Annotated in this window: 15 protein-coding genes and 1 tRNA gene; 5 read left to right on the top strand and 11 right to left on the bottom strand. The window is 59.1% G+C overall.

From position 1 onward, the window contains the following. Nucleotides 1-2: 2 nt before the first annotated feature. Complete coding sequence (locus Q0632_RS20570) at nt 3-929, top strand: glycosyltransferase family 1 protein (RefSeq protein WP_298933744.1); 927 nt, start codon at nt 3-5, stop codon at nt 927-929. Nucleotides 930-1,003: 74 nt separating this feature from the next. On the opposite strand, the gene Q0632_RS20575 is transcribed toward Q0632_RS20570, so the two are convergent. The 9 genes from Q0632_RS20575 to Q0632_RS20615 all read right to left on the bottom strand — a co-directional run bounded on the left by Q0632_RS20575 (nt 1,004) and on the right by Q0632_RS20615 (nt 12,939). Beyond that, entirely contained in the window at nt 1,004-1,807 is an 804-nt protein-coding gene (locus tag Q0632_RS20575; RefSeq protein WP_298933747.1) for a galactosyl transferase, read from the bottom strand. A gap of 9 nt (nt 1,808-1,816) precedes the next feature. Then, on the bottom strand, nt 1,817-2,797 hold the full coding sequence (locus Q0632_RS20580; protein WP_298933869.1) for a polysaccharide pyruvyl transferase family protein: 981 nt from the start codon (nt 2,795-2,797) through the stop codon (nt 1,817-1,819). 61 nt (nt 2,798-2,858) lie between these two features. Beyond that, nucleotides 2,859-4,337: a lipopolysaccharide biosynthesis protein gene (locus tag Q0632_RS20585; RefSeq protein WP_298933749.1), complete on the bottom strand. Its 1,479-nt coding sequence runs from the start codon at nt 4,335-4,337 to the stop codon at nt 2,859-2,861. Next, the gene (locus Q0632_RS20590) at nt 4,334-5,215 is read right to left on the bottom strand and encodes a polysaccharide pyruvyl transferase family protein (RefSeq protein WP_298933751.1); all 882 of its coding nucleotides are present in this window, start codon (nt 5,213-5,215) and stop codon (nt 4,334-4,336) included. The genes Q0632_RS20585 and Q0632_RS20590 overlap by 4 nt, the downstream gene beginning before the upstream one ends. 219 nt (nt 5,216-5,434) lie before the next feature. Beyond that, the gene (locus Q0632_RS20595) at nt 5,435-6,424 is read right to left on the bottom strand and encodes a hypothetical protein (protein WP_298933753.1); all 990 of its coding nucleotides are present in this window, start codon (nt 6,422-6,424) and stop codon (nt 5,435-5,437) included. 190 nt (nt 6,425-6,614) lie between these two features. Then, nucleotides 6,615-8,858 carry a polysaccharide biosynthesis tyrosine autokinase gene (locus Q0632_RS20600; protein ID WP_298933755.1) on the bottom strand — a complete coding sequence of 748 codons (2,244 nt, stop codon included), beginning with the start codon at nt 8,856-8,858 and terminating at the stop codon, nt 6,615-6,617. 11 nt (nt 8,859-8,869) lie between these two features. Then, nucleotides 8,870-9,301, bottom strand: coding sequence for a low molecular weight protein-tyrosine-phosphatase (locus Q0632_RS20605; protein WP_298933756.1), 432 nt, complete (start codon nt 9,299-9,301; stop codon nt 8,870-8,872). Further along, complete coding sequence (locus tag Q0632_RS20610; protein ID WP_298933757.1) at nt 9,301-10,461, bottom strand: polysaccharide biosynthesis/export family protein; 1,161 nt, start codon at nt 10,459-10,461, stop codon at nt 9,301-9,303. Before Q0632_RS20610 ends, Q0632_RS20605 begins: the two co-directional genes overlap by 1 nt. A 150-nt stretch (nt 10,462-10,611) precedes the next feature. Further along, nucleotides 10,612-12,939, bottom strand: a complete 2,328-nt coding sequence (locus tag Q0632_RS20615; RefSeq protein ID WP_298933758.1) for a YjbH domain-containing protein — start codon at nt 12,937-12,939, stop codon at nt 10,612-10,614. Between Q0632_RS20615 and Q0632_RS20620 the strand changes: the two genes are divergently transcribed. Then, the gene (locus Q0632_RS20620) at nt 12,938-13,579 is read left to right on the top strand and encodes a hypothetical protein (protein ID WP_298933759.1); all 642 of its coding nucleotides are present in this window, start codon (nt 12,938-12,940) and stop codon (nt 13,577-13,579) included. The genes Q0632_RS20615 and Q0632_RS20620 overlap by 2 nt on opposite strands. A gap of 189 nt (nt 13,580-13,768) precedes the next feature. Here the strand turns inward: Q0632_RS20620 and Q0632_RS20625 are convergent. Beyond that, a tRNA-Leu gene (locus Q0632_RS20625) sits at nt 13,769-13,853 on the bottom strand. An 88-nt stretch (nt 13,854-13,941) separates the two neighbouring features. Between Q0632_RS20625 and Q0632_RS20630 the strand changes: the two genes are divergently transcribed. After that, nucleotides 13,942-14,346, top strand: coding sequence for an acyltransferase (locus tag Q0632_RS20630; RefSeq protein WP_298933760.1), 405 nt, complete (start codon nt 13,942-13,944; stop codon nt 14,344-14,346). A 1,181-nt stretch (nt 14,347-15,527) separates the two neighbouring features. Here Q0632_RS20630 and Q0632_RS20635 read toward each other — a convergent pair. Continuing rightward, a complete protein-coding gene (locus Q0632_RS20635) occupies nt 15,528-17,408 on the bottom strand; it encodes an acyltransferase family protein (protein ID WP_298933761.1) in 1,881 nt (626 codons plus the stop codon). A gap of 134 nt (nt 17,409-17,542) precedes the next feature. Here Q0632_RS20635 and cysM point away from each other — a divergent pair, with 134 nt between their 5' ends. Both cysM and Q0632_RS20645 read left to right on the top strand, forming a co-directional pair. After that, complete coding sequence (cysM, locus tag Q0632_RS20640; protein ID WP_298933762.1) at nt 17,543-18,445, top strand: cysteine synthase CysM; 903 nt, start codon at nt 17,543-17,545, stop codon at nt 18,443-18,445. Further along, the gene (locus Q0632_RS20645) at nt 18,442-18,972 is read left to right on the top strand and encodes an NUDIX hydrolase (RefSeq protein WP_298933763.1); all 531 of its coding nucleotides are present in this window, start codon (nt 18,442-18,444) and stop codon (nt 18,970-18,972) included. Before cysM ends, Q0632_RS20645 begins: the two co-directional genes overlap by 4 nt. Nucleotides 18,973-18,999: the final 27 nt, after the last annotated feature.

Raw genomic sequence — 18,999 nt, forward strand, 5'->3', positions numbered from 1 at the left:
GAGTGGTCTTTATCCACGATGGCCGGGCGAACTATCCAAGTATCGGTGCATTTCGCGAACTGTGGAGGGCGCGCCTGGCGATCGAAGAAATGACGCTCGAAGCGGCGGGCAAGGCGGACCTGTCAGACGCCATCTGTTGGTACATGATGGGGTTTTATCCCAGAAAACTACCGGCCGCCCTGACCGTGCACGACTACAAATCGCTATCACTCGGCAGATTCAGCGCATTCAAGGATTTCCTGAAGTTTCGGTTTAACGCTAAGCCGGACCTGCGCATACTGAAGCAGGAGATCAAGGCGACGCACTCTTTTCGAGATGACGTACCCGAGGTAATTCAGGATATCGGAGTGCCCGACTCCATCCTGTCTTACCGGCAGGCAGTTGCCAGCGCGGCTGAATACGATTTCTGCTACATCGGCGCGATCAGCCGTGAACGCAGGATTCATTTGATGATCGACAGCTTCCTTTCACGGTTCGCACAGAGCAAGACCCTGTTGATGATGGGCGAGGTCGAGCCCATAGTGCGCGAACGTTATCGCGCGAACACCAATATTATTTTCACTGGCAGGCTGACGCAGCCGGCGCTGTTTGAAAACATGAACAAATGCGCGGCTGTGGCCTGCTATTTCCCCAATCACTTTCCTCACATCGTCCAGACGCCGACCAAATTGCTCGAGGCGGCCGCAATTGGCAGTCGTATTCTTGCGAATGAGCAGCCCATGAACCGGGTCAAGGCAAGCGAATTCGGGATGCAGGTGCGATGGGGCGAAGCGGCAGACATGTTCCGCGACTGTCCCGATCAGCTTGACTGGGCAGATAACCGGCAATTCGATCCTGCGCCGATGCTGACCTCGGTCATGTCGAGTCGCTCTGGACTGACCGGGTACATTGAAAACGTCCTCGCGACAGGGGCGCTTACATCGCGCTGATCGCCTGGATCGTTTTCTATACGTTGAGACCAACCGGGGCGTGGTGTGCTCGGTTCAAGTTGATTGAGGCCGGATCAACGGGAGCCGAAGAACTCCTTGCGTACTGCAGTGTCTACCGGCCGCAGCCGTAGCAGGTTCAGCAATTGCTGCGGGCGCCGCAACGCACCCCAATTCCACACATACTTGCGCAGGATCTTCGGCGCCTGGCTGTGCGAGCCGGCGTGTCCCACTCGGTAGATCGCCCCGCGGAACGGAAGCTGGCGCAGCGGCGTCGCGCGCGCGGTCAGGATGTCGTCGATGCGCCGATGGCTACCCAGCATGGTCTTGATGTAGTCCTGCGAAGCGTCCTCGAATCGCTGCGGCAGCCCGTAAAGGTCGGACCGGACAATCAGGGTCGTACCGCAGACGTGGTTCAGCTTGTCGTGTTGCAGCAAGAGGTTGCCACCGTCGTCCCAGATATAACCCAGGTTGACGGTCCAGCCTGGCGCTTCTGTATGCTGGGCGACGAATCCCGCAAGCCGAGAACTGACGAAGTCGTCGTCGTCCACAATCATGAAGAAACGGCTGTCGCGGCTGCTCAGCATGCCTTTGAGTACCCGCCGGCCTTTGTCGATGCGGAAGGCGTCAAGGAAGTCTTCCGTGGAGCCCCCACCCTTCTCATGCATCAGGTTCGGGCCAAACTGAACCCATTCCACACGGAAGCGGTCCGGTAGATCAGGCAAGTCCGCGCCTTCGTTCGCGACGATGACTCCGTTCCAATCACCATCGGCCTGGTTGGAGATGGAGGCGACGGTCTGCGCCAGGTTGGCCTTCAGTCGCGACCAGTCACGTGCATTGTCCTGGTGGCGTACGGGGATGATGAACGTCAGTGTGGTCATCAGAGAGTCCTACTTCATGGGGTGGGCGGCGCCCGCAGCCTCGTTCGCCCATTGAATGGCGTCAGGGAGCGAGGAGGCACGGTAGACCAAGTCGGTTCCGCCGGAAAATGCGTCCATGAACCGGCGAATCTTTCCATACGAGTTGTCAAGTACCGCGTGTGGGCGCCCCAGCAGAATGGAGATGATGTGCACATGCAGCCGGTCTGTCACGATAGCTTGCGCTCGCTGCAACTGCCTCACACCTCGCCCGAAACGCTGATTGGCAGCCGCGTCAAATAAGCCCTGGCGTATAAGCGCGCCGTCCAGCGTGTGTGCTGCACCCAACGCCCCGAGAAGTTTCGATATGCGGATCGGCAGCCAGGGTTCCGTGATCCAGTCTTCGACCGGCACGTCCGGATACGCCGATAAGTTGTGCTCACCCGCCTTCTCTCGGTCCTCCCGTAGCATGGCCAGCAGTGGGATCGTCGGGGGCGCCGCCTCCAAGGGGCCAATCGAGAACGCCATGTCGGGGCACAAGATGACGCGGCAATCGAACCTTTTTTCGGCGAAGTGCTTCGACTCCTCGTCGCGTACGAGCAGGGTGAAGTTGCCATGCTTGCCGATGATACGGGCCGTCTCGTCTGCTCGTCCCGGGTTGCCGAAATGGATTGACTGGGGAAATTGGATGATGGGACGTCCCGGCCAACGCTTCAGGAGTCGTTCGCGAAATTCCTGGTGGCCGAGCCAGATATCACCGAAATTCCCACCCCCATGGATGAAGATCGGGCCCGAGGGCGCATGCCGTTTCAGTGAGGCTTCCGAAAACGTCCAGCCAGTCGAAACATAGGCCGGTTGCCGACCTATGTGCTTGCGGAAGTAGGCGACTTCCCCGAGCCAGATTGCGGAGTCGCCGACATTGCGAATATTCGGAAAATCGAGAAGCGCAAACGGTTCATCTTTCACGAACGGGGCCAAACATTCGTGAATTCGGGCCTGGAGGCCGTCGATCATGGCCAAGCGGGGAGTGGTGGTCACTGGAATAGGTGTAATGGGTTGGAGATTCAAGTTCATGTCACGCGGCCTTGCGTTTCAGAAGCTTTCTCAGAAGTTCCTGGAACTCCCGTTCAGGGCCGGATGGTTTCCCGCTGGCTAACCACAGCAGGATCATGGTGACCAAGTACGTCGCCAGAGAGGCCATTCCAATTGTGGCGATCTTAAAAGCCAGGGACCACGCGTCCCCTGTGGTTAGGTAGGGGTCTATGAGGAGCGCGATCCCTACCATTGCACAGGAGCTGACGAGGGCGCGCCAATTTGCGGCCAGTTGTTCCAGGAGGCCCAGTCCCGTGAAACGCCGCACAAGGCGCAGGTTGAAGTAGATGGCGATGAGACCCGACACCACGCGCGCGAGCACGATCCCCGTGAGCCCGCCTGCGAGCATCCCGACGACGATGAGCGGGACGCGAATCGCCAACATCTGCGTGCTACGGATGAAAAGAAGCCGGGTCTCACCGAGCGCCATTCCGATTGGTTGCGACAAGGAGGCCAAGGTCTGCACGGCGAATATTGATGCGAGCGCTTGCACGATGAAAATCGCAGGTGCCCACTTGTCGCCCATGGTCAATCGGACAAGCGGGTCGGCCACAAGGGCCGCGCCGATGCCTGCGGGCAGGGCGAAGGCGGTAACGAGTCCCTGGGCGCGCTGATAGGCGGTGGCAAGGCGCGAACGGTCTTCGCGGATGCTGGAAAACCCAGGAAAGAGGACCTTCGTCAGGGGCGCCGTCACTTCCCGCGTCGCCAACTGTGCCAGGTTGTTGCCTACCGAATAGTGACCCAGAGCACTCGTGCCGAGCCCCTTGCCCACCAGCAGGAAATCGAACCTCCAATTCAGCGTGTTGACAATCTGCCCCGCGGTGAGCCACCCCGAAAAGCGGAACAGTTCCTTGCCACCGCTGAAGGAGATGCGGGGACGGTAGGGAACGAAAAGGTACGACAAAACCAGGCTCGTCACTTGCATTGCAATCGTGCCGACCACCAGTGCCCAATAGCTCTTGTATGCCATTGCCCAAGTGATTGACGCCAATACGCCAACGAGCTTCTGCGCTACGCTCAGAGCGAAGTCCTGCCAGAAAATAAGATCGCGCTGAAGCAGCGCCACTTTCGGATTGGTCAGCCCGGTAAGTCCGATTCCAATGCCGAGCACCACCATGACCGCCGCGAGTCGTGGATCACCATAGATATCGGCAGCGGGGCCACCAGCCGCAGCGAACACGCCGCCAATCGCCAGGCTGCGCAATGCGCTCAGTGTCCATGCAGTATCGATGTGCGATCGCGAAGGAGACGCATGTTGCACCAGCGCGGACGCCAGGGAGAGCTCGGTCGCGGCATTGACAATCATCAGCATGGTCGTGGCCAACGCCACCAGACCGAAGTCTTCCGGCATCAGAAGTCTGGCCAGAACGATGGTGCTCAGAGCGGCGAGAGCATTGACGAGGGCCCGGGATGCACCGATCCAGATGCTTCCCTTGATCAACCTGCCGCGAATTTCACTCATGGGGCGCTGGTTGACTGCCTGTGGCCTGGCCGAGCCGCGAGCGGTCCCTTCCAGAGATCCCAGGGAAACGCATCCAGCAATGCTTGCGAATCGAAAGTGGGGTGCTCCATCCCGCCCATCTCTAAAGCCTGGTCCACTGTCTTGGCAAAAACGAGCTCGGTCCGTCCAGTTCCCAGTACATAGTCACGGTATTTGAACAGCGACTCTGTCTGGGAGACGCGCAGGTAGCGCGCTGGAATCCCGAAGGCCTCGGCAATGATCAGGCCATGAAGGGAACTGGCGATGACGAGTTCCGCCTGCAGGATCTCCTCGACGCAGCGATTCCAGCTGTCCATCGGCGAGACCACGGTACCGATTGGAAGCTGCGCAAAGTGACGCAAATCGTGGAGATTGGGAACGACCACGTAAGGCTTCGATGCGGATGCCCGGAACCGCCCGGGAAACAGGCGGGGCAGCAACAAGGCCGGATCGCCGTACACCGGTGGAACCTGGATGCCAAGCTCTTGCAGGAAATCCCTGGTCAAGGGGCCCCGCACTGCGCGGACATCCAGCGATGTAAAGCGATGGGCTGCTGGGGCGATCTTGCCGTTCACGCCGGAACCCCAGATGACATCGCCAGTGTTTGCGAAATGCAGGATGGACCCCACGGCCAGCAAGTTGCGCGTCTTCGGCACCTCCTCCTCCAGCACGCGTCCCTTCCCTGCGAGGATGGCATCGACGACGATCTTTGAAAGGTGGTCCCCGAAGTTGTGACTTTGGGTGTCCGGTCGCCAGAACACAAGGTTGACCATGGGGTAGGGCTGGGCCGGGACCTGCAATCCGCCATGGTGTGCCTTGCGCAGTCGACGAAGCGCTGCAGCGAACGGGGGAAATTGCATGGGTGGCTAGTTTCTGCAGGAATGCAAAATGGTCCTTAAGCTTCGGGAGAGACTATGGGAATATCTTACTCGAACCGCTCGGATCAAACTCGCGTAGTCAGCATGCATGAGGGCCGCCGTCTTGGCCTCGACTCGGCACTGATACGGTGCATCGGCGAGCGCAGAAGCTTGGGCCGGAAGCGATAAGCCGCATAAGTTCCAACAGGATGGAACATTCCACTAGACTCCTAATTTGATGAAAGCCTGCTCGATGTAGTGGCGGCAGGAACTGTCCGACAAGTGTGATAGTAGTTCTGCGTTATCGCGCTTCGCCGCCGGCGCTTTGGCGGCTTGGCTAAGAATTCTGGCCAGGGAGGGCGCGTCCGGCGCGGTGAACATGGCAGCCGCAGGAAACCTGTCCGTCAGCCATTGCGAGAAAGCGCTTCCGACGCAGAAGATGGTGGCTCCCATGGAAACTCCATAGATCAAGCTTCCACTGACAATCATGTCGTCGTCGGAGCTTGCGAGAATCAAGCCCTCGGATTCGGCAACCAGCTTGGCCGCTTCGGCCTCAGAAGTAAACTTGGGGATGAAGCGGACATTTGGACCGGCAAGCTCCCGCAGCCGTTGGAGATAGACGGCATCCGAGGCAGGGCCGCAAATTACGAGCCTGAGATTGCGGTCCAGATGCGGAAGCAGATTGTGGATACCTTTGTACGGAAGTATTCTTCCGAATATGACGTAGTAGGGGGAGTCTCCCGCCAGAGCGGCCACGCGGTCGGTCACTACAGGCCATTCGTAGCGCGGATGCGGAACATACTCGTGCCAAGTATTCGCGAGATGGCCTGAATGAATCCATCGCTGGTGAACGAGGCTTTCCAGTTGGTCCACCCATCTCGTGAGCCGCGCTCTATCGGCTTCTTGCACGTCGTGCGGGTAGACGTTGTGCCGTACGAAAACGACTTTGCGGCTCGCCAGGCGGACAAACAAGATGCGCAGGAGAACTAATACCGCGCCACCATACGATGGATGTCCGGTTTTCTTGTCGATCAGTTCGTTTTCAGTCCAATTCAGGATGGCGACGTCCAGCCGCTTCCAGGGCAACAGATTGACAATCTTCCATACCCGAACCACATTGCCGAAGCTGCTGAGAATATTCAGCATGCGGGCACCATAAGCGTTGCCCGACATGGAGAACGGCGTGTACCCGATGCGAAGATTCTCTTTCATCTTCACAAGTTAGGGCGCCTGTCGTCCCGATCTAGCCAAGTTCCGGTGCACGACGTGAGGGTTGTCAAAAACATGGCAGACTGCAAGAGCAGGCGGCCGGCGAGGGCGAGCCTGGGCCAGAGAGCGCTACCTGCAACTACTTCCGAGCAGCGATTGGGTGTAGGCGATTCTGCAGAATATGTTTCTTGCATCATTGCGGCGCTTGATACGAATAGTGCCGATACCGGTAGCCGCCGTATTTGTAGCCGTAAGCTCCATAGTGGCGCTTGGTCAGATTGATCGCGTTGAAAAGGACGCCGTTGACAGTCCCGCCGGTATGCGCGATCCGTTTGGCACTCTCATGGATTTCGCCCAATTGCGTCTGATCTGCTCGTGCGACCAGTAGCAGTGTACCGGCATGATGGGCAACCGCCACGGTGTCGGCCGCCACGAGCACCGGAGGCGTGTCCATGATGACAAGGTCATAACGTGCGGAAAGATCTTCCAGGATGCGCGCAAACTTGCCGCTTTGCATCAGCTCCGCCGGATTGGGCGGCAACACGCCGGTGGTTAGCAGATCAAGGTTGGGCAGCACTTGCGAGCGCACCACCTCCTCGAAAGACGAGCCGCCCGCGATCAGTTCAGAGACTCCGCGCCCCCGCGCGAGACCAAAGTAATTGTTCAGGTAGCCCTTGCGCAGGTCGGCGTCTATCAATAGCACGCGCTTGCCGGCAGACGCCATGATTGCGGCGAGGTTGGAAGATATGAAGCTCTTGCCAACTCCGGGTGTGGCGCCCGTGATCAGGACCCGGTTGTTGGAGGATTCGAGCATTGCAAACTGCAGCGCTGTGCGCAGGCTGCGCAGGCTTTCGATGGCGGGGTCGTGCGGCTGCAACACGGCCAGCAAGTGAATGCCGTCCACCTTGGTGGCGGCGTTGCGGGCCAGCACCGTCTGACTCGCGCTCAACGGGATGGTGCTGTAGACGCTGATGCCGGTGTAGTCTTCGATTTCCTGCGGATCGCGAATGCCACGCATCAAGGCGTTGCGTACCAGGGCGAACAACGCCCCCAGGAGAAGGCCGACGATAAAGGCGATGCCAATCACAGCCGACTTCTTCGGCTTGACCGGCCTCTCGGGCACAATCGCCTCGTCAATCAGGCGGACATTGCCAATCTTGCCTTCGCGCACCAACTGCAGCTGCAGTACGTTGTTGCGCAACTGCTGGTACAGCTCATTGTTGACCCTGACATCGCGCTCCAGGCGAATGGCGTCTTGCTGCACGGTTGGCAACCCGCGCACGCGGCCGTTCATCGCTTCAATTTCCCGGTTGACTGCCGTGACCTGCTCGTCCAGCGTGCGGATGGTTGGATGCTCCGCCGTGAATCGTGACTCGAGCTCGCGCCTGCGCTGCTGGTACTCAAGCAGCTTGGACTGCAGGTCGACGATGCGCTGCAAGATCAGGCGGGATTCCGTGCTCAGGTCGATGGTCCCCTGCTGGCCTCGGAACCTGCTGTAAGCCTCCTCGGCGAGTTCAAGCTGCTTCTTGAACTGTGGCAGTTGAACATCGAGGAAGGCCAAGGTCTTTTGTGCTTCCGCAGCTCTGCGTTCGATGTTCTGGCGCACGTACTGGCGGCCGATTTCATTGAGCACCACGGTCAGGCGGACAGGATCGACGTTCTGCAAGGTCGCATTGATAACGCCAGACTGTCGGCCCACTTCCGTCAGTTTCAAAGCTTCCTGCAGGCTTTCGATCGTGTTCTGCCGCGAACTGCGGCGCACCTCAAATTCGGCGCCGGGCTTGGCCTCGATCGCGGAGACAAGCAAGGTGAGGGTTCCATATGCACCCGATGCGACAAGCGGCTTGCCGACAGTGCCTGTCAGCGGCTTTTGAAGTATCGGGTGCGCCAGCGTGTAGCGGCCGCCATCCAGCGCTGTCAGGACGAATTTCGCCCCCACTAGGTCCTCGGAAACATTGAAATGAGGCACCGAAATCTTCTCGGTGCCGGTGACGAACCCGCCAAAACCCATAAAGCCGGGATTCGACAGGCCTTTTGCGCTTCTAGCCAGCCAGTTCCCAATCAGGGGAAGATAAACCGGGTCAGCTCTAATAAATAAGGCGGTGTTGTCAACAGCTTGCCCGAGGATCATCCGAGAGCGGATGATTTCGATTTCCGCAGCGGAGGGTGTCTTGATGTCGAACAGGCTGGCCGCTTCGCCCAGCGCGCTTTTAGGACTGCTCGAGGAATCTTCGACCTGGATGAGAAGATTGGATTCGAAGGTCGGTGAGGCGAGATGCGCGTAAGCAGCGCCGATGATGACCGAAAGCGCCGTCACCGCAGCAATGATCCACCGGTGATCGACTAGGATGTCCCAATACTCGATCAGATTGAATTCGTTACTGTCCTCGGCCGCAGTGGCCGGTTGCGGGGGCAGGATGGGAGCGGGTGCGTTCATTGGCTATCAGACTATAACTTTTGTATTCGATGAAGCCATTCGTGCACTCCTTCGTCGATTAGGGTGAGCACGTCGCGGAACGCTTCTTGAGACTGCCGGTATGGATCGGGGATGTCCTTTTTGGAGAACTCACCCAGCCGGAATATCTTGCCACATGCCAGGGGATAGGCCTCCTCCAGGTGGCGCCGTTGCTCAGAGTCCATGACCAGGATGAGGTCGGACTGAGTGCACATCCCTTGAGTGACCTGGCGGGCGAAGTGGCCGCCAATGTCAATGCCGCGCATGCGCATGAGACTTTGCGCCTTATCGTCGGCAGGCATGCCCACCAGCGCGCCGATTCCCGCAGACGACACAGAAACTTGAGGCAGCTGCGTTGCCAAAATTCCCTGCGCCATGGGGCTGCGGCAAATATTACCGATGCAGACCACCAAGATGTTTTTCATCAATTCAAGCGGTTGAAGATGGATGTCCCGGTATTGAAAATGGATGCACTCGGTACGATCAGGCTGATGATGCGGTTCCATTGCACCAGAGGGACGGGATCGATATACACCACATCCCGAGCGCGCAGCGGAAAGTTATCGGCCAGAGCCAGGGCTGTTGGCGAACTGGCGTTCAGGTGGAACACCGTGGGCATGCCACCTGCGTCAGTGTTGCGAATGACGTAGATTTGAGCCGTGTTCGCAGTGGTCAAGTGCGGCCCCCCTGCGTCGCCGAGCGCCTCGTTCAAGCTCAACCGGCCATTGCGCATGAGCAGCGCCGACGGACGCAGAATTTCGCCCATGACATAGACCTTGCTCTCGTCACGATTGCGCACGTTGATCATGTCCCCGTTTTGCACCATGATGCTGCTGGGATTGATGCCGAAATCCTGCATCTGCGTCATGTTGATCAAGGTCGTGCGGCTGTTGCGTGTGAGGGTGACGAAAGACCGATCGCCGGAATTTGTGACTCCGCCTGCACGGTTGATTGCCTCAGGCAGCGTCATGGGAACGTCCGTGATGATCTGAACGCCAGGGCTGCGCACGTCCCCATCGACATAGACGCGACGGCTTCGGAAAGAGACGATGCGAACGGTGATCTGCGGGTTTTTGATATAGGTGCTCAGGCGATTCTGGAGAAGCTCCATGGCCCCGATTTCGGTCAACCCGCCGACCTTGACCCGGCCAATGAACGGGAAGCCGATATAGCCATCCGAATTCACGAGAAAACCAGGCGCTCCACTGATCCCGGTCGGATCCGAGCTCTGGATCGTGACGCCGCCGGCCGAGGGCAGTTCCGGGTGGTCATAGACCACAATGCCGAGCACATCGCTTGGACCGATTGTGTAAGGTTGCGGCTCCGCGAAAAGCTGCGTTACCTCGGGAGAGACTCCGCGCGGTTGCGATCGGCGCATGGCCTGGATCAGCTCTGGCGTGATTGGAACGACACTGCCCTCCGGGGGGCGATCCGGGTCAGATGGCACATACTTGCCCAAGGGAACACTGGTACGTTGCACTGGATCGGCGTAATCGAATCCAGGAACCGTGACGACTCCGCATCCCTGCACCAGGATTGCCAGCGCGCACGCCATGAGCGTTCTGGCCACACGTAAATTCACCATCTTCCCCTTTGTTGCGATATCGCCAGACCGTAGCTGCGTACCAAAAATGTAACGGATGGACTTGCCATTTGCGCGGGTATGCCACGTTCAAATCCGGACAAATGCCCAGTTTGCGGGAAATTCGACGCCAACAAGTATCGAATTGCCACACTAGCGAGCCGCATCCCGAATGCGCCGCATGTTGTCCTCGAAATAAAGCAGGCTCGCACGGTCCGAATTGTGGATCGAGTCGAGATCGGGCACATCAGGAAGTACTCCGTAGCCAGGGCTGACCAGATTGGAGCGTCCGACCACCGTTTCCAGGCTATGACCAAAACGAGGCGTCCCCGTGACCTGGACAAGTTTGCCGGGACTCATGTCTTTGCGCGGGCCCAGAGGCAGGGACAGGGTGACGCCGACGAACTGGCGTGCCGGAATTGGGTCCAGCGTGGTGTGCCGATAGTAGACGCTCACCGCCACATCACTGAACCACTGGGTCATACCGAGTTGGACGCCCGTGTCGCGGTTCATGAAGCGGCCGCCAGTTGCCTCGAAGTCGGTGCGCGTACGCATCAAGCTATATCGATAGGAGGCCAATATCGGCGTCGCCACCTTTGGCTCGTACAAGACCCCGGCGCGCTTGACCGGCTGATGGTAGTCGGCCATGGTGAACCATCCGGCCTGCGCGGCGATGCGATAGCGTCCCTCGCCGGGTTCCCATCGCAACTCGCCCATTGCCCCATCATAGTAATCGTTGATGCGGCCGGCATGGACTTGTGCAACCACAGAGGACAAGCCCCATTTGGTGGCCTGCGCTGGGCTGGCGCCAGTCCACATCCCGATCGGGACACGCACCGCCTGACTGAACAACGCGCGATCGATCCTGCTGCGAATCCGACGGCCGGAATAGATCCCCGTGTCGGAGAAATTGCTGGAATTGGCCACCGGCACTACCTGCCGGATTTCGCCGACCGCGCCCTGCCACAACGGTAGCTGGAAAGCCGCTCGCAGGCCCAGGGAGTAATCAAAAACGCCAACCTCCGTCGCCACCGCAGTGCGCAGGACAGGCGACAAGCCCACTCGCACAGTCTTCCAGCTGCCTGCCTGTTCGCGGATGGTCCAGGTCACCCCGGAATGCAACTCGTCCAGGTCGCCGCTGCCGGCGCTGAACAGCTGCCCGGCAGTGCAGGTGGTCGCCCGTCCGTCGATCCAGTCCTTCAGGCAGTTGGTCTGCCCGGTCACTCCAACGAAGGGTAGCTGGCGCTGGGTGAGCACGATGCGGTAACTGAGCGAGCTGCTCCCGAATTGGCGGGATATCAGACCCAATGCCACGCCCATTGCGTCGAGCGCATTCCAGTTGTAAGTGGCGTTGTTGGCGCGCACGGCAATGCCGCCGTCCGGCAGTCGGCCGACGGAGATGTCTTCAAGCCCCTTTTCCTCAAGCGCGATGGCTAGGACGCGGAAATCTTCCTCGGAGGGGGGCGCTTGGGAAGCGGGCGGAGCAGGTGGCGCCAGTTGCTGCAATACCGGCGGCAAGACGGTGGCTGGGTAACTCGGCTCAGCCGCCTGATTTGGCAACAGCGCTATGGGCTCGGCTTTCGGGCCGGCGTCTGGCAGTCTTGGGACGGCATAAAGAGGGATGGTCAGGCCCACTGTGGCCCAGGATTTTTCGGTGTGACGGTTGTCGTTAAGCCGGAAGTTAACGCCGGCAAAAGCATTCCATCCTTGCGGGAGCCAGCCGGTGGGGGCGAGCAACTTCGCGCCGGCCCAAGCATTGTTGTCCGAGTATTCCAGGTGGCCCTGCAGCCAGGGCAGTGGTTGCGCCACGACGTTGCCAAAGACGCCGTTCAGCGGTGAGCCTGGACGCGCGCGTGTTGTATTCCTGCGTTTGGCAGCCCCCGCGCTGGCGTCGAAGAAGTCCGTTGAGTACGTCAGGACGCCATACACCGTGTTCACGAAGTTGATTTCGCCGCCAGCGTCCGTGGCGCCGCCCGCGATGTGCCATTTGCCATTGGCGTCCAAAGGGAGGGCAATTTTGGCGTTGGCGGACAGGTCCCGTGCCTGGCAACCGGGTGGCGCGAAACAGTTCGAATTCAGATCGTTCGATGCGATCCTGCCGCTGATTTCCAGGCCGGGAAACAGGCCTATTCCCGCGACCAGGTTGTGGCCCTTGGGATTGGGAAAGCCAGGGAGCTGATTGTCATAGGCCAAGCCAAGCGTGCCCCACCGTAGAACGCGCGCGTTGGGTGTGATGCCAACACCAGTGAATCCTGCTTGCACAAGAGTGGTGTCGACGGCATGGGCACTTGAAGCCAAGGCAAGCACGGCTGCAGCTGCGAATCGGAGGGGGTATCTGGACACAGCGAGATAGGTCCAAACGGGCTGCACCATTTTGGACGTCGAAGAAAGAGATTTAGTTACGTCTGGATGGTAGCTGCGTTGGAGAGATAGAGCAACAATTGCACTGTGTATCCAGTTTCTGATTTCAGGGGCTTTCATGCCGGTGTCAATTCTGGGATACTCGCGTTATTCAATTTGTTACGAAACGGAAGGGGTCGCAATGATCAAGAGTATTGGCTGGAAGTGGGCGTTGCTGTCTGCGGTGGTCCCGCTGGTGGTTTCTTGTGGTGGCGGTAGCGACTCTGGCGCTGGCGGTATCACGCCAGCGCCCGTGGCGACGACCAATACCACGGTTGCGGTCAATCCTGCAGTCGCGGATGCCGTCGCGAATGTGCCTTTTTCATTCGAATCGGGCGTGCCCGATTTCGGAACGACCGGGCCGACGACCCTGACGTTCCGGGCCGGCTCGGCATTCACGATCGGTGCTGCTGGCGGCGCGGCCACCGGCGCGACGACTTTCGGCTCCTGCATTTTCACTTTCGGGGCATCTTCGTTCACCGAACCTGGAAGTCCGCTGACGGTGGGAAGCAGTGTCAGAATCAACCCCTGCAGCATCACAATCGAAACGGTAGGCACCGCGGCTAACAATGTTGCCGTGCCTGCGGCCGTTCGGCTTCGCCTTGGAACCCTTTTGTCCTTGCCTGCTACGGTGACCATTGCCATCAGCCCCCTTGGCGTGGTGACGGTGAATGGTCAAGTGGTCGGCACGGTGACAATCACTGCCCCCACCGGTAGCTGATCCCGAGGCTTCGCCCTCTCGCAAAAAACCCGCCATCGGCGGGTTTTTTTATGAGGCTGTGTTGCCAAGATGTGGGCGTGATTCCAGGTTGAGCGCCTGATGCCAAGGCGCCACTACAGGACGTGGCATGGTTCGCAATGGGATTTGCACCGGGTGCCGGGAACGCGGTGGCCCCCGTGACAGATGCGGTGGTGCCGGAGGCCGGAATCGAACCGGCACGCCTTGCGGCGGGGGATTTTGAGTCCCCTGCGTCTACCAATTTCACCACTCCGGCCAAGAGTAAGCGCGCGAATTATCGCATGTGTTGTGGCGAGTTTGACTACCTTAAAAGGGCTCGTGCCTTTTAAGGCAGTCTCAAGCAGATGGATACAAATACCAAGCAGATCAGATCACTGCAAATTTTGCGCGCCGTTGCCGCGCTCGCGGTGGTATGTCACCACGCCGTGCTCGAGGGGCTGCACTTCTACGCGTTGAACGATGACAGCTTTCTCAACCGTATCGCCCAAGGGGGCCAAGCTGGGGTTGATCTTTTCTTCATCATCAGTGGCGTCATCATCACTTGGGCGCTGCAAGCGTCCAGGCCGCGAATCTCGGAGTTCATTCGACACCGCGTGGCTCGCATCGTCCCTACTTACTGGTTCTATACGACGCTTGCCCTGGCCATCGCGCTTCTTGTCCCGGCGCAGCGCCGCAATAGTGCCATGACTGTCGAATACATCGTTAAATCCTACGCATTCAGCCGGTGCTGGGCCTGGGATGGACATTGAACTATGAGGTGTTCTTTTATTGCCTCATGGCAGTCGGCCTCTTGTGGTCTCGCGCGAGTTGGCGGATTACGCTACCGCTACCGCTACCGCTACCGCTACTGCTACTGCTACTGCTACTGCTACTGCTACTGCTACTGCTACTGCTACTGCTACTGCTGGTGTGCGTCTTTGCGGGTAGAGTATTCGAATTCAGCGCCCCGCTCGAGTATCTCTTTTCGCTGATCATCCTCGAATTCGCTTTGGGTATTGTGCTCGCGCAACTACGCCTTCGAGAGTTTTTTCTAAGTGCTTTTGCGTCGAAGGCGCTCATCGCCATCAGTGTTTTTTGATGGGTCACGTATGCGGTGCTTCATCCCGATCCGGTTCGCATCTGGGGGTGGGCCATTCCCGCCCTCGGTCTGAACGCCGCGCTCATTCTTGCGAGACCGCAGGAGGGCAAGCAGGGGGGGGCGTACTCAGCGCTATTTGCGTCGATCGGTGATTGCTCCTACAGCCTGTACCTTGTTCATATGTTCATTGTCAGACCAGTGACCATCGTGCTTGGAAAGCTCTCCGTGCCTCTGACGCCGATGGTGTTCGCTCTGTCTTTCATCTGCGTGATCGGCATGTCGCTTGTAGCCGCCCATTTCTCCTATCGATGGGTTGAGCGACGATCGATGAAGTTCATCTTGAAGATCCAGCGAAGCGCTTGAGCCGTTATTTCAACTGCCCAACTTGGTGGATCGCGGTCAAAGGCCGGCCTCTGCGATGCGGCGGCGGAAATGGCATGGCAAGGATGTCTCGCCAAGTCGCTATTGAATGACGCGGAAATGTGACGCTTGCCTCGATGTACCGGAGCGTTGGCAATGACTTGATCGCAGCCTGAATCCGAGTAGAAAAGGCCGAAAGATCAACTGTTGTGTCTCTGCCTCTCTTGAGCGATGGAGCGTCAGCAGCAGAATCCCGGTGTTCTTCGGCAACGCCTCGATCACCACCATTGTCAAAGCATCCCTGGTGGCTCTGCTGCACACTGGCGCAACAGAAAATGCGCAACGCGGCAACGTCATCTTGGGAAAGCCGGCAGGCAACAACCCAGAGGCTCGAGGCCAATTGCCATGCCGTACGAACGGGAATTTTGAGTCCGCTTCGTTTGCCAACTTCACCAAACAGTTTGCAAGCAAGCCCGCGAGTTGTCGCGTGCGTCAACGGCCCAGAGTCGACTGCCCCATCATGCTTCGTACAACGATTCCCGCGCCATAGCGAGTGAGATGCCCATAGTCGAACTGCAATGGCATGCCATTGTGATCGAGGGTGGCGCACTCTCCACCGATGGGGCAAATCTTGTCGTAGACGGAAATGTAGGTTGCCCCAGATCCGGCAAGGGATGCCTCCATTGAATGGTCCAATATTTTCCGGTCGGGCACCAAAAATTCCTTGTGCAAATCGGGATTCTTGAAGTACACGCCCCGGGCCAGAAGGGACGGAAGGGGCAAGTCATATTCGGCAATGGGGCCAAATACATACACGGTGGGGATGCTTTGCCTGATTTGTTGAATTGTCTCGATCAGGCGGGGTCCGTCTGTAGCCTTCCATCGGCCGGACAGGATGACCGCATCGATCTCCCCTTTGTGTTGCGGAATGAATTTGGAAAAAATCTCCTCCATCAGCGCGGTGCATCGAGGTGCACCGCTTGCTCCCACGACAGGAACACATCCGCTGGCTGTTGCTTGAAGAACGTTGGCGTTGGGCAAAGTGTCTGCCAATCCGGCCCAAAAATGAGCCGCATGGCTGTCACCTATCAAAAGTGTATTGACCCGTCCAGGAACGATGCGCAGGCATGGGCCATTCATCAACTTGCGCATGTCATTTGACTCTGACGTCAAGAAGCAGAACCCTCCCCGCATTGGTTCGCGGGTGTCGGCGTTCGTCTGGCTGATGAGCCGCCGCGCTTCTGGTGGCAAAGGCATGAAGCTCTCTTTTGCGAAGACCATTGCCCCTCCTGCGAGGACTAACGCGGCAAAGATGCCGGCAATCGGCGCCGGGCCGATACCTTTGCGCACTCTCGAATCCGATGCTCTTTGCCGCATCGCATGTTGTGTCGGCAGTTCGACAAATCGGTATGACAGCCAGCCTGCAGCGACGGACAGGAAAATTCCCGCGACAACCAACAAGGGATCATGCAGCTTGGAAAAATAGTGGAGGGCGACAACCACTGGCCAATGCCACAGGTACACCGAATAGGAGATGTTCCCGAGCCACTGGAAGGGCATCGATGCGAGCAGCGACCGCTGGCTGGCAGCAGCCAGCACAAGGACGCACCCGACGACGGGGCCGAGCGCGCGCCATCCGGGCCATGCGTGGTTCGGATGGAACAGGGCGATGCTCGCGCCAATAAGCAGGATGCCGGTGACTTCTACAGGCAGTTTCCAGCGCGGCTTCAGTTGCAACGGGTAGAGGCAGACGAGCCCTCCGGCCAGCATCTCCCAGGCGCGGCTCGGAAGAAGGAAGAACGCCGCGGAGGAGGATCGCGGGGTCATTAGTATGCTGCACGCTAACGAAATTACAAAAAGCAGGCATATCCACATCCGCAGGGCCCGCATGTTGCTTTTGAAGAGCTTTACAAGCGCAGCGATCAGCAATGGATATAGCAGGTAGAACTGCCATTCGAGGGACAGCGACCATGTGTGAAGCAGCCATTTCCCATATGCCGTTTCGGCGAAGTAGCTGGCTTCCGACCAATATGCGATGTTGGAGAGGAAGGTCACGCTGCCTAGGGCGTGCTTTGCCAGGAGCTCGTAGTCCTGAGGCATCAAGTAGAACCACGCCCAGCCCAGAACGAAAAGACACATTGCCAATAGAGCCGGCACGATCCGCACGGCACGTGCCCGGTAGAAATCCAGGACGCCGAAATTCCCCTTCTCGATCCGCCCGACAATGATGCGGGTCATCAGGAAGCCGGAGATGACAAAGAAGACATCGACTCCGATGAATCCGCCTTTGAAGCCCGGTATCTTGAAGTGAAACAACAGGACGGCCAAGACTGCGATGGCTCGCAGGCCGTTGATATCTAGACGAAACTGCATTCCGATTCTCTCTTTGCATACAAGAACTGCCGTGACCTTTTTATTCGAGATCGCGACCCGTACCGCTCAGGTCGAGGTTAACCTGAAATAATCTGAACCAGAATCCTTTCGCCAGGTTATGGCAAAGTAGTGCCATGACTTACCCCACCATCGAAGACGCCATCGGCAAGACACCTCTGGTGGCGTTGCAGCGCATCGGCGCGACAGAGAACACGCAGCGCGGCAATGTGATTTTGGGCAAGCTGGAAGGCAACAACCCGGCTGGCTCGGTCAAGGACAGGCCGGCTCTGTCGATGATCCAGCGCGCCGAGGAGCGTGGCGACATCAAGCCGGGCGACACGCTGATCGAGGCCACCTCCGGCAACACCGGCATCGCCCTGGCCATGGCGGCGGCCATCAAGGGCTACCGCATGGTGTTGATCATGCCCGAGGACCTGTCGATCGAGCGGGCCCAGACCATGAAGGCTTTCGGCGCCGAGCTGATGCTCACGCCCAAGAGCGGCGGCATGGAGTACGCCCGCGACCTGGCCGAGAACATGCAGCGCGAGGGCAAGGGCCGAGTGCTGGACCAGTTCGCCAATCCGGACAACCCGCGCATCCACTACGAGACGACCGGGCCGGAGCTGTGGGAGCAGACCGACGGTCGCATCACCCATTTCGTCAGCGCCATGGGCACCACCGGCACCATCACCGGAGTGTCCCGCTTCCTCAAGGAAAACAACCCGGCCGTGCGCATCATCGGTGCAGAGCCCAGCGAAGGTTCGCGCATCCCCGGTATCCGCAAGTGGCCCGAGGAGTACCTGCCCAAGATTTACGATCCCTCGTGCGTGGACGAGATGGTCCCGGTGCGCCAGGACGACGCCGAGGACATGTGCCGCCGGCTGGCGCGCGAGGAAGGCATCTTCGCCGGCATCTCTGCCGCCGGTGCCTGCTGGGTGGCGCAGCAGGTCGCCAAAAAGGTCGAAAACGCGACAATTGTGTTCGTGGTTTGCGACCGCGGCGACCGCTATCTGTCCACCGGGGTGTTCCCGGCGTGACGCAGGCCTACAAGTTTTGCCCGGCCTGCGCCACTGCGCTGGCATGGGTGGCGCAGCTGGAAGACGGCGGCGAGAAGCAGCGCCTGCGCTGCACCGGTTGCGGCTGGACCCACTGGAACAATCCCACGCCGGTGCTGGCGGCCGTCATCCAGTACCGCGACCAGATCCTGCTGGCGCGCAATGCCGCCTGGCCGGGCAAGATGTATGCGTTGATCACCGGCTTCATGGAGGCGGGCGAGTCGCCCAAGGAAGGCATTGCGCGCGAGATCAAGGAAGAAACCAACCTGGACACCAGCGAACTCAACCTGATCGGCGTCTACGACTTCCAACGCATGAACCAGGTCATCATTGCCTACCACGCGGTGGCCGACGGCGAGGTCAAGCTCTCACCGGAGCTGGTGGATTACAAGCTCTATGCCTATGACGCCGTCAAATGCTGGCCGGCAGGCACCGGCTATGCGCTGGCGGACTGGTTGCGCAGCCGGGGCCAGGAGCCCGCCTTCATCGAGTTTCCCAAGCGCGACTGAGCCCTCCTAGAATCAAGGCCCTGAGGA

This window comes from uncultured Ramlibacter sp. (assembly GCF_936925435.1).
Classification (GTDB): domain Bacteria; phylum Pseudomonadota; class Gammaproteobacteria; order Burkholderiales; family Burkholderiaceae_C; genus Ramlibacter.

Coding starts and splice junctions, on each gene's coding strand:
- Q0632_RS20595 (WP_298933753.1), bottom strand. CDS start 6,424: ATGAAAGAGAATCTTCGCATCGGGTACACGCCGTTCTCCATGTCGGGC.
- Q0632_RS20575 (WP_298933747.1), bottom strand. CDS start 1,807: ATGACCACACTGACGTTCATCATCCCCGTACGCCACCAGGACAATGCA.
- Q0632_RS20615 (WP_298933758.1), bottom strand. CDS start 12,939: ATGAAAGCCCCTGAAATCAGAAACTGGATACACAGTGCAATTGTTGCT.
- Q0632_RS20590 (WP_298933751.1), bottom strand. CDS start 5,215: ATGCAATTTCCCCCGTTCGCTGCAGCGCTTCGTCGACTGCGCAAGGCA.
- Q0632_RS20605 (WP_298933756.1), bottom strand. CDS start 9,301: ATGAAAAACATCTTGGTGGTCTGCATCGGTAATATTTGCCGCAGCCCC.
- Q0632_RS20620 (WP_298933759.1), top strand. CDS start 12,938: ATGCCGGTGTCAATTCTGGGATACTCGCGTTATTCAATTTGTTACGAA.
- Q0632_RS20600 (WP_298933755.1), bottom strand. CDS start 8,858: ATGAACGCACCCGCTCCCATCCTGCCCCCGCAACCGGCCACTGCGGCC.
- Q0632_RS20585 (WP_298933749.1), bottom strand. CDS start 4,337: ATGAGTGAAATTCGCGGCAGGTTGATCAAGGGAAGCATCTGGATCGGT.
- Q0632_RS20580 (WP_298933869.1), bottom strand. CDS start 2,797: ATGATCGACGGCCTCCAGGCCCGAATTCACGAATGTTTGGCCCCGTTC.
- Q0632_RS20610 (WP_298933757.1), bottom strand. CDS start 10,461: ATGGTGAATTTACGTGTGGCCAGAACGCTCATGGCGTGCGCGCTGGCA.
- cysM (WP_298933762.1), top strand. CDS start 17,543: ATGACTTACCCCACCATCGAAGACGCCATCGGCAAGACACCTCTGGTG.
- Q0632_RS20635 (WP_298933761.1), bottom strand. CDS start 17,408: ATGCAGTTTCGTCTAGATATCAACGGCCTGCGAGCCATCGCAGTCTTG.
- Q0632_RS20630 (WP_298933760.1), top strand. CDS start 13,942: ATGGATACAAATACCAAGCAGATCAGATCACTGCAAATTTTGCGCGCC.